Raw genomic sequence first — 15,428 nt, 5'->3', positions numbered from 1 at the left:
CCCGTCCCGATCGCCCTTCGCCGAAAGGCTTTCTCCGATGCCGACCGCTTCGCCCGCTCTCTGGCCTCGTCGTACGTCTCGCACGTTGCTCGGCGTCGTCGCGGTCTGCCTTGGCGGCTTGATCACAGCGAACAGCACGGGGTGCGGCAGCGCGACGAATCCCGCAGAGGTCCGGTCCGAGGTGGCAGCGGTTCCAGCGGGTCATGCCCGCATGCGGCAGGCACTGCGTGAAATCGCCGCTCGCAGCAACGTCGAGAACGACTTTGTTGGTGATGGCCACGCTCTCCAGCTCCGCTCCCTGCTGGCCGACGAGCAATACGTTGCCGGCCTGCAGGCTCAAAAGCGATGGGAACTGTTCTACGAAGCGGGCCGAGCCGAATTGCGTTTGGGAAACGAGAAACAGGCACTGGGTCTGCTCAAGCAGGCCCTCGACGTGGTGCCGCAGAACAACGCCTACGATCGGAAACGCACGCATTTCGAACTGGGGCTGGCGAGTTTGCGTTTTGGCGAAACCCAGAACTGCTGCCAGCTGAATACCTCGGACAGTTGCATCGTGCCGATCCGCGGCCAGGGTCTGCACCAACGTCCCGCAGGTTCGCGACAAGCCATCGAGCATTTCACGGCCGTGCTGGAGCGTCCCGCTGCGGAGGGCGAGTCGGACGAGGTGCTGTACTACGACGCCACCGCCCGCTGGTTGCTGAACATCGCCTATATGACGCTGGGAGAATACCCGCAGGGCGTCCCGGAAGCGTATCGCGTGGATCCCGAGTTCTTTCAGTCGTCGGTGGAGTTTCCGCGATTCAGGAACGTCTATCCCGAACTGGGCCTGGATACATTTAATTTGTGTGGCGGCGCGGTGGTCGATGATTTCGACAACGACGGTGACCTGGACATCATCACCTGCACCTGGGACGTGACCGGCCAGATGCAGGTGTTTCGCAACAACGGCGACGGTTCCTTTGACGAGGTGACCGAGGAATCGAGCCTAAAAGGTTTTTATGGTGGTTTGAACCTGGTTCACGCTGACTACGACAACGATGGCGACCTGGACATCTATGTGATGCGTGGGGCTTGGCTGCGGAGCAAGGGGATGCATCCCAATTCCCTGCTGCGCAACGACGGCGACCTCCGCTTCACCGACGTGACGTTCGAAGCCGGCCTGGGACAGATGGACTGTCCGACCAAAACGGCCGCCTGGGCGGACTACGATCTCGACGGGGACCTGGACCTGTACGTGGGCAACGAGTCTTCCGAAGCTGTCCAGGCGCCGTGCCAATTGTTTCGTAACGAAGGCGACGGCACGTTCACCAGCGTAGCCCAGGCCGCCGGCATTGCGGACGTTCATTTTTCGATGGGAGCGGCCTGGGGCGATTTCGATGGCGACCGGTATCCGGATTTGTATCTGTCGGTCGACGGCCCCAACAAGCTGTATCACAACAACCGCGATGGCACGTTTACCGACGTGGCGGAGGAACTGGGTGTGGACCTGCCCTTGGCCAGCTTTCCCACCTGGTTCTGGGACTACAACAACGACGGGCATCTGGACATTTTTGTCGGTTGCACATCCGGTCCGGTCGGCGTGTTGGCCAGCGATATCCGTTTCGAAATGATGCACCTGTATCAGAATCGCGGCGACGGGACATTCCAGGACGTCGCCGAAGAAGCCGGGCTGCACTATCCGGCTTCGCCGATGGGTGCCAACTTTGGCGACCTAAACCAAGACGGCTATCCGGAATTCTATCTGGCCACCGGCAATACCCAGTTTTCCGAGATCCAGCCCAACGTCATGTTTCTCAATCAAGCCGGACAGAGCTTTGCCAACGTCACCATGGCGGGCGGATTTGGGCACCTGCAAAAAGGCCACGGCGTATCGTTCGCCGACCTGGACAACGATGGTGACCAAGACGTGTACGTCCAGTTGGGCGGGGCCTACCCCGGCGACCGCTTCAACGACGCCCTGTTCATCAACCCCGGCTTTGCCGGCAACAGCGTGACGATCCAAGCCGTGGGAGAACAGTCCAATCGCTGTGCCATCGGCACCCGGCTGGAACTGGTGATCGAAGCGGACGGTCAAGAGCGGTCCATCTTCCACACCATCGGCAGCGGTGGCAGTTTCGGCGGCAACCCGCTGCGGCAAGCCATCGGCGTGGGAAGCGCCGAGGTGGTCAAATCGCTGCGGGTGCAGTGGCCGGCTTCGGGCCAGCTCCAGGAGTTCACGAACGTCCCGGTCGATCGGGCCTACCGGATCGTCGAAGGAGCCGCCGCCCCGGAACCTCTACAATTGCAGCCGTTCGCCGTGCCGCGGCAGGACACCGCGGCACCGAAACCGTAAGCGTGATCGGGCCAGAGCCAGGATGTTGGACTACTAATCTTCACGAATCGAACACCAAAGCAAATCGAGTGCTGATTAGTGGTGCCGAAACCATCTCGGCCGGCCGGTCACAAATCTCAAATCACCTGAATCCGGCGGATCAGTAATCGACGCTCAACTGATTGTCGATCTCGTCGACACCGGGGATATCACGCAGCGCTTCCTGCGCCATCTGTTTCTGAAAGAACGAATCGACGCTGCCGCGCAGCACCAAACGATCTTGCTCCTGTTTGCTTTTCACAATCACCCGCCTGAGGTGCGGATGCGACTTCAGGGCGGAATCGACTCGGGCCAGAATAGTTTCTTCAGATTGCATCGGTGGGAGACCTTCGGAAGGGAGGAAGGGAAGGAACCAATGTCGCTATCGATCCGCAACCCAAGCGAGGATCAGCGGAACCAGGCGGAATAGATTGCCTTGCCTGCCCAGGCCATAAGGTGACAACGCTTGTAGCGAATTTCCCGCGCAGCAGAGGTTTCCAGCCCACAGAACCGGGGCTAGCGCCCAAACGGCTCAGCGGATGCTATGCCGGGCACGCAGCGGTGGGCATCCAGACGGGCCAGCGAGTTTTGGCGAGCGGGCAAACTGGGATGCATCCAGCTGCCGCGTCGCGCGGCCGGGCTGTCGGCGGTGACCGCGTCGAGTGCGGCTGACATCGCAGCGGCGGCTTCGGACAAGCGGCCCGGCAGACCTTCCACCTCGGCGGCCGCTCGGACGGCCAGCCGACAAGCCACCGCGTCGGCGTCCAGCTCGGTACGCCGCGAGACCACGTGCAGAAAGGCCAGCGACGCAGTGATCCCGCTGGCGACTCCCAAAACTTCCGTCCAGGCATATCCCGCCAAGACCTGTTCCACGCAGTAGATCGTGGCCCAAGCGGGAATCACCGCGGCCATTCGCAGCGGGACGTGCCAGCGACGCAGGTGCGCGATTTCGTGCAAGGCAATCATCGCCAGTTGTTCCCGCGGCAACCGATCCAACAACCGATCGCTCAGCAGCATCATGCGGCAGCCGGGCAGAAACCCCGCCACCAGCGCGTTGCTGGTCTTGTGTCCCGTGTCCCAACGGCGGATGCACAGGCGCGGATACCCGGTGGCGGCCGCCAGCTGTGTTAACCAGGCGTGCTGCGAATCGGCGATCGATTCGGTCTTCCAAATCCGCCGCGCCAACCAAGGCAGCCCGATCGGCACGCAGACCAACGTCACCCCCGCGGCGATGGCGCCACCGGCAACCACCGGCAACCCCGGAATCAACAGCACGCCGTCGACCAAAGCCAACAGCAACAATACCGGCAAGACCAGCCAGGCACCTTGGATGCGAAACGCCGCCCAAGCTTCCTGCAACAGGGACCGCACCCCTCGCGGCACCCATTGATGCGCCACGCCGAACTGATGATCCACCCACCACAGCAGCGTCGAGATGGCCGCGGCGGGCAACATCAACAAGGTGGCGCGGGCGGCCATCGACCACCGGCACACGGTCAACGAATCGATCAGCCCAGCCAAACCAAAACCGACCAGACACATGGCCGCAGCCACAATCCCCGCCCAGCGAAGGATACTGATCTGGCGCTCGTAGATCCGCACCGCGGTCACCGGATCGTCGTCGCCGCTGTCCAGCTGCCGCGTGGTCACCGCCGCGGCGACTTTGCCCAACAACCCCCACGCCAGCACGACGCCCAGGGTCGCCACCACCGCTCGCACCGCCGGCACCTCGGGTCCGGCAACCGAACCACAGCCCAGCGAGACGACGACCAACAGGAACCAATACAGCGGCATAACCCGACCTTGCGATTGTTCGACAGCAGCCCCTTGCGGCGGGACTGTGCGGCACCCCCAGCGGCGGTCCGCATCGCGGGGCGATTGGCCGCAGTGTACACGGGCCGGCTGACGATCGTGGACAAGGCAAACCGGTCGGTTCCAGAAACTCCCGCCGCCGGCCGCCGCCGGTCCACTGATAACGATTCTGCGGATCGTACGATTCGCCGCAAGCAAGCCGCAGCTCAGCAGCGCGAGCCCGGCCGCGCCGCTACTGCTCGCCGGCCACTTCCAACACCTCGGGTAGGTCCAGACGTCCCTCGTACAGCGCACGCCCGATGATGGCCGCCGGCATGTCCACATCGACCAGGGCGCGGATGTCGTCCAGGGTGGTCACGCCGCCGCTGGCCACCAGCGGGATATCGGTCGCAGCGGCCATCTCTTGCAAACCTTGCAGATTGGGTCCCTCGAGCATGCCGTCTTTGGCGATGTCGGTGTAGATGATCGCGGCGATGTTCTCGGTGCGGCTGCGCAGGTCTTTGGCCAGAGTCACGGCCGGCGTGCTGCTGGTTTCCAACCAACCGTCGGTCGCGACCATGCCTTCGCGAGCGTCGATGCCGGCGGCCAGGCGCCGGGGGTGGGCGTCGCACATCTGGGCGAACCATTCGGGACGTTTCAGGGCCGCACTGCCGACGACCAGGCGGGCCAAGCCCATGTCCAGTAATTCTTCGATGATCGCCTCGCTGCGGACGCCACCGCCCAGCTGGCAGGGCACATCCACCGCTTGCAGGATCGCGCGGACCGCGGCCAGATTCTCGGTCGGGTCGTCGCCGCGGGCGGCATCCAGATCGACCAAGTGCAATCGCCGAGCGCCGGCGACGACCCAGCGGCGGGCCATCGCGGCGGGGTCTTCCCCAAAGACGGTTTCGCGTTCGTAGTCGCCCTGTTGCAGTCGCACACAGCGGCCGTGCCGAAGATCAATCGCTGGCCAGATTTCCACTTATCTTTTGTCCGGTATGGTGGGGAAAGAAGACGGTACCAGGCACGGTTCGGCATGCCTGTTTGCCCTCCGATTGTGACAACGTTTCTCGTCGCTGCCACCTACCCTGATTTTGCCGCCGTCGCCGGCCGGCGATTCCCCCGTCAATCCGCCGGTTTCCTGCGGCATTGCGCCGCGCGGCTGTCTATGCTGAAAGGACCCGATCGTCCTTCTGGAGGTGCCCGTGTCGTCCGCTTTCCGCCGCCCACCACGTCGTTCTCTGCAGCGTCGCCAGCGATGTCGTATCGAGATGCTGGAAGATCGCCGCCTGTTGGCCACGCTGGGCATCGACGTCCGCTTCTTGGCCGATGACGCGGGCGTACCAGCAGCGGAATTGCAAACGCCGGTCTTGCGAGGCGAAGCGTTTTGGGTGGATGTCCGCGTCCAGGACGTGCGCAGCGCAGCCCCCGCCGGCGTGATCGCTTTGCCCCTGAACCTGTCCTGGGACCCCGCCGCCTTTGCCCTGACCAGCGACGACAATTTGACGCCGCAGGGCAACCCGGCCTTGCCACTGAACGATCCCTTGGTCAGCGGCGCGCTGCCGCTGCAGCGAGCGGTCGATACCTACGACGCGGCGGCCGCGGCATTCGATCCAGACGCCAGCGGATCGTTGCTGGATTTTTTTAATCTTCGCGGCGTTCGCGGTGCCTCACTGCCCAACAACAGTGTGGGGCAAGCCCTCGGCAGCGGCGCGGCAGAAACATTCAGCCGGCTGCGTTTCGTGGCCATCGCCAATGCCGATGCGGCACCCTTTACAGTCAATTTGGATGGATCGATGTCCTTCGCCGATGCGGACCCGCTGGACGACGTCGTCGCCGTGGGCAACGCCGCCGACGTCGCGGCACTGGCCAACACGGTCGAAGCCACGCTGTCGATCGTCGGCGGACAGATCCGCGGCGTCAAATTCGACGACCTTGACGGCGACGGCGTGCGGGATGCCGGCGAACCAGGACTCGCCGGCGTAACCATCGAAGCCACTCCCGTCGATCCCGCGGGGCCGAGCGTTACCGTCCAAACCGCCGCCGATGGCAGTTACCGGTTTACGGACTTGGCGGCTGGGCAGTACACGGTTCGCGAAGTCGACGGCGGCGGTGCGATCGTGACCCTGCCGGCTGGCAACCGTTACAACGTGCAGCTGTCGCATGCAACGCCGACGATCGCCGGGCTCGACTTCGGCAATTTCACTCCGGGCCAGTTGTCCGCCAGCAGTCTCAGCGGGTTTGTGTACGCCGACACCGATCGGGACGGCGTACAGGATGCAAACGAAGTTGGTCTACCGAACTGGACCATCCAATTGTTTCAGAACGGCGCGGCGACACCTCTGCAAACCGTGACCACCGCGGCCGATGGCAGCTACTTCTTCGGCGACCTGCCGGGCGGTTCGTACCGTGTCGTGCAGTCGCAGCAGCCGACCTTTGTGGATGCCTCGATCACCCTGGGCCGAGTGCTGCCGAGCGGCCAGAGCCGGGGCGTGACCGAGGGGTTCAACGTCTTCGCCGGCATCGAACTGAGCGGCGAAGAAACGGCCGTCCAATACAACTTTGGCGAAAACCTGGCCGCGATCAATAAACGCTTCTTCCTTTCCACCACCAACCCACGTCGAGAACTGTGCGCGGCGTCGGGTGGCTCGTGCCGCAGCATTGCCGGGACCGCCGGCGACGACAACATCCTGGTCCAGCGCACGGCCGACGACACCGTGCAGGTGACCGTCAACGATCAAACGCCGGTGCGGATTCCAGCCAGCCAGGCGGACGTGGTGTTGGTCGAAGGCGGTGGCGGCCAGGACAACGTTACGATCGTGGGCAGCAGCGAAACCGAAACGTTCACCGCCGATCTCGCCAGCGACGCGGCGACGAGTAACCCAACCGCCACGGCGTCCAGGCCCGCGGCCGCGACGCTGACCACCGCTCGGCAAAAGGTCGGCGTGTTTGGGGCCGGACAGGTCGAAATCCGCGGCGGGGGCGGCAGCGACCTGGGCGTCCTTCGCGACTCGAGCGGAGCGGACACGTTGACGGCCAACGGTCGCACGGCCGTGCTCCAGTCGCCGGCGGGCGATCGGATTCAGATGATCGACATGCAAACCCTGGTCGCCATCGCCTCGCAAGATGACCGCGACGACCGAGCCGAAGTGGACGCAATCGATTTCGTGCTGCGGCTCGGCGGCACCTGGGTGTAGGCCCAGTGGCAGGTTTCATTTCAGGGTAGCTGATCTCGCCAGAGATTGGACGGAAGCGGTGAGAAGGTCCAAAGTCTGGCGACTTCAGCTACGGCCAGAACCTGAGATCAAATGCTTTCACAGGCTGGAAGCCTATGCCACTACTTTCACAGGCTGGAAGCCTATGCCACTGGTTAGTAGCGGTAGTCGAGGCCTAGGTTGATGCCTTGGGCCCAGAAGTCGGCGTAGCGGAGGGCGTAGCGGGGCCGCGGATCGCCGCTCAGCCCCGCCGGATCCAACTGACTGAGGTTCAAGCCGGGATCGATCTGCTCGGCCGCTCGCGCGACTTGGCTCCAGTACAGAAAGCGATACCCGACCGACAGCCGCAGCCGAGGCAACAGGTCGTAACCCACACCGATGTGCAGCTGGGGGATCATGGCCAGGGAGTCGCTTTCGTAGCTGCCGCGGTTGGTCCCCAGGGCCAGCAGTCCGCCGCTGGAAGCGCTGGTGGACACGCCACCACCGGCCAGCGGAACGCTGGATGTGGTAGATCCATCGATGTCGACCGTTGTGTAGGTATTGCCCAGGGCCAACTGCATGCCCATATCGATCGTCCAGCAGCGGTTGCGGCTGCTGGCCAGCACACCGATGGCGGCGCCGTGGAAGCGGTTGTCGGCGGCAAAGGAGTCGTACTCGGTCAGCGTGCTGCCGACGGCCAAACCGCCGCCGCCACCGGTCACGCGTTTGAAGTCGCGGATCGAGAGCGCGTCGTCCAGTTGATTGTGCTGGTATCCGGCAACCACTTGCAGCCGGCGCCGGGGGCCGCTGGCCAGCATCTTGCGAAACATAAATTCAAAACCGTCCAGCGACGCGGTGTGCTGGACCGACACGCTGCCGTCCAGCTCGCCCGGAAAAGCGATCAGCTCCGCATTGGGACCGGTGGCTCCGGGTTCGACACTGAAAAAAGGACGGGCCAGGATGTCGGTGGCCGCACTGTCATAGCGATAGTGGTCCTCGACTTCGCCGATCCCGCTGTAGGCAAAGTGCCAGCCCAGATTGCCGCGTTCGGGAAACCAACGACCGAACTCGACGCGTCCCCCCGACGCTCCGCCGGCGCCCAGATCCGCGTTGCCGACCAGTGTTCGCGTGGTCGACAGCCCCAAGATGCCGGCGTTTGCCCGGCCGGTGCCAGCCGAACTGGTCGTGACCAGGGGCGGTGTCGCCGCACCGGAAAACCACCAGTACATGTAATCCACTCGGCCCCAGTAGCGATGCACGCGGCAGCGAGCATCGCACATCCGGCCGGGATGCCCATGAGCGGGGCCCAGCACCTGAGCCTCTTCCCAAGCGGGAATGCTTCCAACGATCCGCTCGTCGAAGCCGTCGTCGAGGTACGGCTGCCCATCGACGACGTACTCCCCATCGACGACGTACTCTCCATCGACGATCTCGCCGTCCAGAAAGCCGCCTTCGATAAACTCACCCTCGACGTACTCACCGCGAACGTACTCACCGGCCGGCAGCGGTTCCGCATCGCTGGGTGAATCGACGACGATCGATCGAGGCGGCGGCAAGGGTTCGACATGCTGGACCGGTTGGACGGCGGCGCGTTCGGAGATCGCCGGATCGCGCAGCGGTAACGGCGGCAGCATTCCGAGAGGCACAGCGTCCGACATGTCCGGCGGCGGAGTCGGGACGACCAAGGCTTCCTCGCGGGCGTCCGCACGGGAATCCTCGCGCGAGCCTTCGGGCGCGGACGCCGCGGAACGCGCCTTGCGGCTTCCCCGCGGCGCAAACAGCGACGCCTTGCGGTGCGGCTCCGCCGAGCCTGCGGCGGTGGCCTGAGTCTCGGAAGCCGATTGAGCGCTTCCAGCGGTGGGCAGCGCACAGGCTGCAGCCAACCCGCACAGGACCAGAGCGGTCTTCATCGTCGTCGGTAGATGCATTCCGATTGCCCGGCGCTGCGAGGAGGGAAACGTGGAAAGCCAGTAGGCGTGCATATAACTTTGACGGGTTGGGACGGATGGCCGTGGAGAGAACACGATCGCTATGCAGCACGTTGCCGGCGCCGCTCGGCATCGTCCAACCAAGCCTGCGTCAGGGCATCCAGCCAGGATTGGACGTCCGCCGCCGCTTGCGGCCTGGGCGTACAAACGCTCGGCGAATGCGAAGACGTTTCGTCCGCGGTGGACAGCACGTTCAACGCCCCGAAATCGGCTAGATCGACGACGCCGTCGTGGTTGGCATCGATGGTCAGCGCGTCATCGACGGCGACCGGTGCCGGCGGCAGCGAGTCGCCGGACGCCGAGTTGTCGCCGGCGGCTTCGACGGTTTCGACAGCGTCCACGTCCGGTTCGGCTTCCACGACAACCGCTGGCGGGTCGAGTGGCGGCGGATCGAAATGGGGCGGGGCGGTGGCCAGTTCCGCGGCATCGCGGAAAGTGGGAGCGTCGATCGATAGCGTCAGGGTGCCGTAGTCCACCAAGGACTCGGGCAGCACGCGGGACGGAACCGTGATGGTTTTGGTGTCGCTGGCGCTCAATCGAATCGTAGCGGAGCCGGCCTGCGAACCGGCTTGCATGCGGATCATCGCCAACGTATCGGCCTGCATGTTGCCGATCGCGCGGCCGGCACCGGCGGAGATCATCGCTAATCCGCCCAGTTCATCGATGCGTCCCGCAGCGTTGTCCAGCTCGCCCTGTTGCCCCAGCGGCAGGTCTTCGGTCAGCACGTCTGCCAGCACGAAATCGCCTTCGACCACCTGCAGCAAGCCCGCGTCCCAGTCGACATCGACGGCCGCCGAACCGAGCCCGAAGCGGCGAGGATCGAACTCTTCGGCCGTGATGCGCACGAAGAAGGTCTCTCCGGCCACCACACTTTCGATCGGAGCCCCCGGAGCGCCATCGACGTCGCTGTACAACTGCAGCTCGAACGCCGCCGCCGCCATCAACTGGCGCGTCTCCAGCGATTGCAGGCGCAACCGCGTTGCCGGGCGAGTCAATCCTGTGCGTCTCATCCTTGAATTCCTTGCTATCCATAGCGAGGCTCTGCCGCAGAGGTCATCCGGACCCTGTCGCCCCGCCGAAGTGGTGAGCGTGCCGTGACGAGCCGGACGGAGTGTCGATCCAGCCGGCCGGCGGCGTCAAGACCGATCCCGGCAGCCCCCTCGTCGAACTTGAGGAAAAATCTGAAAAAACTCAGAAGAGGCGAAAGAGCAAAGAGAAAGCAAAAAAACCGTAGCTGAAGTCGCCAGACTTTGGTTGGTGGTTGTTAGTTGTTAGTTGTTAGTTGTTAGTTGGTGGTTGGTGGTTGGTGGTTAGTGGTTAGTGGTTGGCGGTAGTTAAGCACGTCGGCATGAATTTTTCGGTGAAACCCCGCGACAACACCCTCCCGCGCAGCGGGAGGGTAAAGCCGAATTAGATGTTGCGACGTGCTTAACGGGTCGAGGCCCGCGCCCGCGCACCCACCGCGGCGAACACGGCGTCGGTCGCAGTGGCCGACAGCTGACGCCCGAACTCGGCGTTCAGCGGGGCGATGTCCCCGAGTCCGATCTCGCGGGCCGGCGTGTCGCCGAGGGCAAAACGACAGGTGCCGACCTGTTGTCCGGCGCCGTTGGGACAACGTGTATTGATGTCCCTCGTGGGATCGAATCGAGGCGAAACACCATCGACGATAACGGCCTCGCTGAGCAACGCATCGTCGAGCAGCCGAAAGTCTTCGAAGTCGACCGCACCGTCGTAGCTGACGTCGCTGTCGAACGTCGATCCGCCCACCAAACGAATCGGAAACCGCAACGGTCCGTCGGTTTCGACCACCAAGCGGTCGCTGGCCGTAAAGAAATGCGACTCGCTGTCCGCGGTCAACCAATCCGGCGACGCCTGCACGACTTCGTCCCCAGACCGAATGACCGGATCGTAGAAGACGTAGTACTCGGCCGACTGGCCGGGGTCCAGCGAACGCGGCCAAACGGGCGATTCCAATTGGCCGTCGTCGGCCACCTGCCGGACCTGTAAATAATCCGCGCCGCGGCCGGACACCAACGATTCGTCGATGCCCGTGATCTGAAACGCAGCGTCGGTGGTGTTGTGTACGGTAAAGGTCTGCCAGGGCCGCAGCGCAGCCAACACCTGCGACGGCACCGGATCCTCGGCAGCGGTTTGTTGCAGGTGTTCCAGTCGGCCCAGCAATTGATCGGCCGGTCGAACCCAGGTGCCATAGGTAAAGGAACCGAGGTTGGTGGGGCTGGTTTGTTCAAAGCCGCCGCGGACCACTTGGCCCGCCGCGACGCGGATCCCATCACTGTCTTCGGCAGGAAAGGTGTGCACGACTCGGCCGCCAAGGCCTTCCTCGACCGAGCGTACGCGATACGTCCCCGCGGCCAGGTTGGCGAACACGTATTGCCCGTCCTGGCCGGTCAGCGCGCTGGGTTCGGCTTGCGGATCGAACAACCCGTCGTCATTCAGATCCAAATACACCTGGGTGCCATAGCGGCCGGGCTCGCCCGCGTCCCAGCTGCCATCCAGATCGAAATCCGACCAGCTGTATCCGATGATCGTGGCCTGCGACGCGTCAGGCTGGCTGATGAAGTCGTCGGAGAGCCCAAAGTTCGGGGCCACCGTTTGCAGTGCCGCCCCCAGCAGTGACGGCTGGCTGGCATCCAGCGTGAAGGAGTGCGACACGTCGCCGGCCGGAAAACTCGCCGTCGTCCCGCCGGCCAGCTGGACTCGGACGGTGTGTTGTCCGCTCGCGATTTGTCCGAGCTGCTGGAACCAGTACAGGCCGCGTTCTCGCACCGGGTCGATGACGCCATCGCCATCCAGGTCGACCGCACGGCTCTGCGCAACGCCGACTCCATCGAGTACCACGTCGACGCCGTCGAGGCCGACTTCGCCGTCGTCCCAGCTGCCGTTGCCATTCTGGTCGTGCCAAACCCGTCCCAGCACGGCCAGACGATCTTCGGCGGGCAGCGTGAAGGGTCCGGGACGAAACACGGCCAGCGGCGTGATGAACTGCACCTGTTGGGCGACCGTGGCGGTCACCGACGCCGTGTTGTTGGAAAGATCGGGATCGGTTTCGACGCCTTCGACCGTGGCCGCGTTGGTGATCACGCCACCGGCCGCGGCTTGTTCGACCAGGACGGTCACGTTCAGCACTTGTTGCTGCCCAGTGGACAACGTTCCCACGTCCCACCGGCCGCTGGCAGGATCGAACGCCCCGTCCCCGTCGTCGCTGACATAGCTCACCCCGGCCGGTAGAACGTCGCGAACGACCACTCCGCTGGCCTCGGCGTTAGAGGCGGCGTCATTGGCGGCGGTCAGCGTATACACGACTTGGTGTCCGGCCAGCGGGGCCGCGACGTCGATGGTTTTCTCCAAAGCCAGGTCGACACGGTTCACTGCAACGCCGACCACGGCACCGACGTCGCCCACTTCGACGGCGTTCTGCAGCTGTTGCCCCGCCGTGCCATCGGCGACGACCGCGCGGAGCTGCAGCGAGCGGCTCTGTCCGATGTCCAAAGTGTCGATGGTCCACGAGACCGTGCGGTCTGCGGGATCGTACACAGCCTCGGGCGTCGCATCGACGAACTGCAGGCCGGCGGGCAGGGTGTCGATGACCGTGAGGTTCTGAGCATCGCGATCGGAGGCGGCCGCGTTGCTGACGTCGATGGTATACGTCAGCGTTTGTCCTTCGTTGGGTGTGGCATCGTCCACCTGCTTGTCCACCGCCAACTCGGCTGCGGCACACGCCACAACGACCGAGGCCGCCGCGGTATTGTTGTCGGCGTTCGGGTCGGACTCATCGGCCCTTACCGTCGCCTGGTTCGTCAGCGTTTCATCACACGTTCCCGCCTCGATGACAGCGTCCACGGAAAACGATTCGGATTGGCCGGGTGCCAGGCGGGGAATCGTCCAACGGGCGGGCTGGGGCGAGACGACGGTCAGCCCTGCCGGCAGCACGTCTTCGATCACGATGTTCGTCGCGTCCGCATTGGACGCCGCGTCGTTGGTCACCGTAATCGTAAAGGAAGCGGTCTGACCGATACGTGGCGCCGCGTCATCGACCGCCTTGAGCAAGGACAAGTCGACACGGTTGACGGTCAGCGTCGTTCGATCGGTATTGTTGTCGGGTTCCGGATCGGACTCGTCGGCAGAGGCGACGACCACGTTCTCCAGCAACCGGCCTGCGGTCTGGTCGTCAACGACCGCCTGGACCTGCAGGAACAGCGACTGCCCGGCGGCAATTTCGGCAATCGCCCACGTCACTTGGCGGGCGGCGGGATCGTACACACCGCCCCCGGTCGCGGAAACAAACGTTACGCCTGCGGGCAGGGTATCGACCACGCTGACCGCCGTCGCCGCCGCGTTCGAGTCGGCCGCGTTGGTCACGTCCAGCGTAAAGGTGACGCGTTGGCCTTCGTTGGGCGTCGCGTCATCGACGGTTTTGGTCGTTGACAGATCAACACGGTTCACCGTCAAGGACGTTCGACCGGTATTGTTGTCGGGTTCCGGATCGGACTCGTCGGCAGAGACAACGACCACGTTCTCCAGCAACCGGCCTGCGGTCTGGTCGTCGACGACCGCCTGGACCTGCAGCGACAACGTCCCGCCGGCGGCAATTTCGGCAATCGCCCACGTCACTTGGCGGGCGGCGGGATCGTACACGCCGCCCCCGGTGGCGGAGACAAACGTTACGCCTGCGGGCAGGGTATCGACCACGCTGACCGCCGTCGCCGCCGCGTTCGAATCGGCCGCATTGGTCACGTCCAGCGTAAAGGTGATGCGTTGGCCTTCGTTGGGCGTCGCGTCAACGACGGTTTTGGTCGTTGACAGATCAACACGGTTGACCTTGAAGGGTACGCGTCCGGTATTGTTGTCAGGATTGGAATCCGGTTCTTCGGCGCTGGCTACCGCAACGTTCTCCAGCATCGCTCCCCAGGTGTCACTATCGACCGTGGTTTGAATCCGTCTTTCCACCGTTTGACCGACATCGATTTGCGGAATGGTCCAGCGAACCGTGTGGTCCGCCGGGTCATACACACCGCCATCGCTAGAACCGATGTAGGTGACACCGATCGGCAGGGTATCGACGACGACCACGTCGGTGGCGGCCTTGTCGGCAGCGTCTTCATTCTTGACGCCGATCGTGAACTCCAGCGGTTGTCCGGCGTTGGGCATCGCATCATCGACGTACTTGATCGTTACCAGGTCGACCGTGCAGGGCTGGTTGGTGATGCGGACATCATCGACGTACCAGCCTTCCGGATCGATGGGTTCGACCACACCGGTATCGAAGGAGAAATGCAACTGGATCGTTCGTCCGGCGTAGGCCGATAGATCGGCGGTTGCCTCGCGCCATTGCTGGTCGGTTTCGGGCAGGGTTCCGTCGGCACGCGACAGCAGCACGTCGACCGTCCCGCTGGCCACGTCCTGGACGCGCAGCTCGACGAAATCGCGGTCCAGCGCCGGACGGGTGTCGAGCAAGTAATTGAAGCGGAGCGTACTGGACCCGCAGGGCAACGCCACCTCGGGCGACTTCAGCACGCCCTGGTGATCGGCGAACACCGGATAGCGACCGCCACCGAGAACGGTTTCGAACTGTCCGTAATAAAACGCGTGTCCGGGAGAATGTCCGGGAAGGTTATCGCTGCGGCGTCCGATCGAATGGTGCCAGAACCCGGTGATGGTGCCGCCCTGGTTGTCGGCCACAAAGCCGCCGGCGTCGGGTTCGAAATCTTCGAAGTAGATTTCGTTCCCCAGCGGATCGGCGGCCAACAGCAAACGGTTTTCCAAGCGTTCTAAACGGCTGCGACGCCGCCGCGAACGCAAGACACCCGTACGATGTGGCGAATGACGACGAATCACGGGCAGGACCATCCTTTCGACAGAAGAACTGCAAGAGCTTCAATATATTCTCCGGCCGATCGCGGAGCCAGAAAAGAATGGGCGTGGCAGCCTGCGAGGGCGGACGGTTCAAGCCACAGACGGTTCCTCTGCAACGCTTGGCGGGCATCGGTCCTCGGTGGCTCGCCACTACCGGACACTTCGCACAAGGCTTGTCTGGTCGCTGGAGTTCAGACGGGAAGATCTATTTTGTTGCCCCGGTGTGGCCAC

At 63.9% G+C, this 15,428-nt stretch carries 9 protein-coding genes; 3 read left to right on the top strand and 6 right to left on the bottom strand.

What is annotated here, in order from left to right; all coding sequences use genetic code 11:
• Nucleotides 1-211 precede the first annotated feature (211 nt).
• Nucleotides 212-2,332 (top strand): CRTAC1 family protein, encoded by a 2,121-nt coding sequence (locus tag GE027_RS12165; RefSeq protein ID WP_162006704.1) that lies wholly within the window; start codon nt 212-214, stop codon nt 2,330-2,332.
• 139 nt (nt 2,333-2,471) lie between these two features.
• On the opposite strand, the gene GE027_RS12160 is transcribed toward GE027_RS12165, so the two are convergent.
• The 3 genes from GE027_RS12160 to hisA form a co-directional block, all read right to left on the bottom strand.
• Complete coding sequence (locus GE027_RS12160; RefSeq protein WP_153557471.1) at nt 2,472-2,687, bottom strand: BON domain-containing protein; 216 nt, start codon at nt 2,685-2,687, stop codon at nt 2,472-2,474.
• A 179-nt stretch (nt 2,688-2,866) separates the two neighbouring features.
• Nucleotides 2,867-4,144 carry a M48 family metalloprotease gene (locus tag GE027_RS12155; protein ID WP_162006703.1) on the bottom strand — a complete coding sequence of 426 codons (1,278 nt, stop codon included), beginning with the start codon at nt 4,142-4,144 and terminating at the stop codon, nt 2,867-2,869.
• A 250-nt stretch (nt 4,145-4,394) separates the two neighbouring features.
• Nucleotides 4,395-5,123 (bottom strand): 1-(5-phosphoribosyl)-5-[(5-phosphoribosylamino)methylideneamino]imidazole-4-carboxamide isomerase, encoded by a 729-nt coding sequence (gene hisA, locus GE027_RS12150; protein WP_153557469.1) that lies wholly within the window; start codon nt 5,121-5,123, stop codon nt 4,395-4,397.
• 223 nt (nt 5,124-5,346) lie between these two features.
• Between hisA and GE027_RS12145 the strand changes: the two genes are divergently transcribed.
• Nucleotides 5,347-7,338 carry an SdrD B-like domain-containing protein gene (locus GE027_RS12145; RefSeq protein WP_153557468.1) on the top strand — a complete coding sequence of 664 codons (1,992 nt, stop codon included), beginning with the start codon at nt 5,347-5,349 and terminating at the stop codon, nt 7,336-7,338.
• A 173-nt stretch (nt 7,339-7,511) separates the two neighbouring features.
• Here the strand turns inward: GE027_RS12145 and GE027_RS12140 are convergent, their stop codons facing one another.
• Complete coding sequence (locus GE027_RS12140; RefSeq protein WP_162006702.1) at nt 7,512-9,245, bottom strand: BBP7 family outer membrane beta-barrel protein; 1,734 nt, start codon at nt 9,243-9,245, stop codon at nt 7,512-7,514.
• Between the two features lie 119 nt (nt 9,246-9,364).
• Nucleotides 9,365-10,333, bottom strand: coding sequence for a hypothetical protein (locus tag GE027_RS12135; RefSeq protein ID WP_153557466.1), 969 nt, complete (start codon nt 10,331-10,333; stop codon nt 9,365-9,367).
• Nucleotides 10,334-10,434: 101 nt separating this feature from the next.
• On the opposite strand from GE027_RS12135, the gene GE027_RS23590 reads away from it, so the two are divergent.
• The gene (locus GE027_RS23590; RefSeq protein ID WP_261344049.1) at nt 10,435-10,557 is read left to right on the top strand and encodes a hypothetical protein; all 123 of its coding nucleotides are present in this window, start codon (nt 10,435-10,437) and stop codon (nt 10,555-10,557) included.
• Between the two features lie 194 nt (nt 10,558-10,751).
• Here GE027_RS23590 and GE027_RS12130 read toward each other — a convergent pair whose 3' ends face one another.
• A complete protein-coding gene (locus GE027_RS12130) occupies nt 10,752-15,179 on the bottom strand; it encodes an SdrD B-like domain-containing protein (RefSeq protein WP_162006701.1) in 4,428 nt (1,475 codons plus the stop codon).
• Nucleotides 15,180-15,428: the final 249 nt, after the last annotated feature.

Source organism: Roseimaritima sediminicola (assembly GCF_009618275.1).
Taxonomy (GTDB): domain Bacteria; phylum Planctomycetota; class Planctomycetia; order Pirellulales; family Pirellulaceae; genus Roseimaritima; species Roseimaritima sediminicola.
The sequence above is the reverse complement of the archived record's forward strand: the minus strand, read 5'-3'. Positions and strand labels throughout refer to the sequence as shown.

What these genes read in the sequence shown, in the direction of transcription:
- GE027_RS12155 (WP_162006703.1), bottom strand. Translation starts at nt 4,144, where the DNA reads ATGCCGCTGTATTGGTTCCTGTTGGTCGTCGTCTCGCTGGGCTGTGGT.
- GE027_RS12135 (WP_153557466.1), bottom strand. Translation starts at nt 10,333, where the DNA reads ATGAGACGCACAGGATTGACTCGCCCGGCAACGCGGTTGCGCCTGCAA.
- GE027_RS12160 (WP_153557471.1), bottom strand. Translation starts at nt 2,687, where the DNA reads ATGCAATCTGAAGAAACTATTCTGGCCCGAGTCGATTCCGCCCTGAAG.
- GE027_RS12140 (WP_162006702.1), bottom strand. Translation starts at nt 9,245, where the DNA reads ATGAAGACCGCTCTGGTCCTGTGCGGGTTGGCTGCAGCCTGTGCGCTG.
- GE027_RS12165 (WP_162006704.1), top strand. Translation starts at nt 212, where the DNA reads ATGCGGCAGGCACTGCGTGAAATCGCCGCTCGCAGCAACGTCGAGAAC.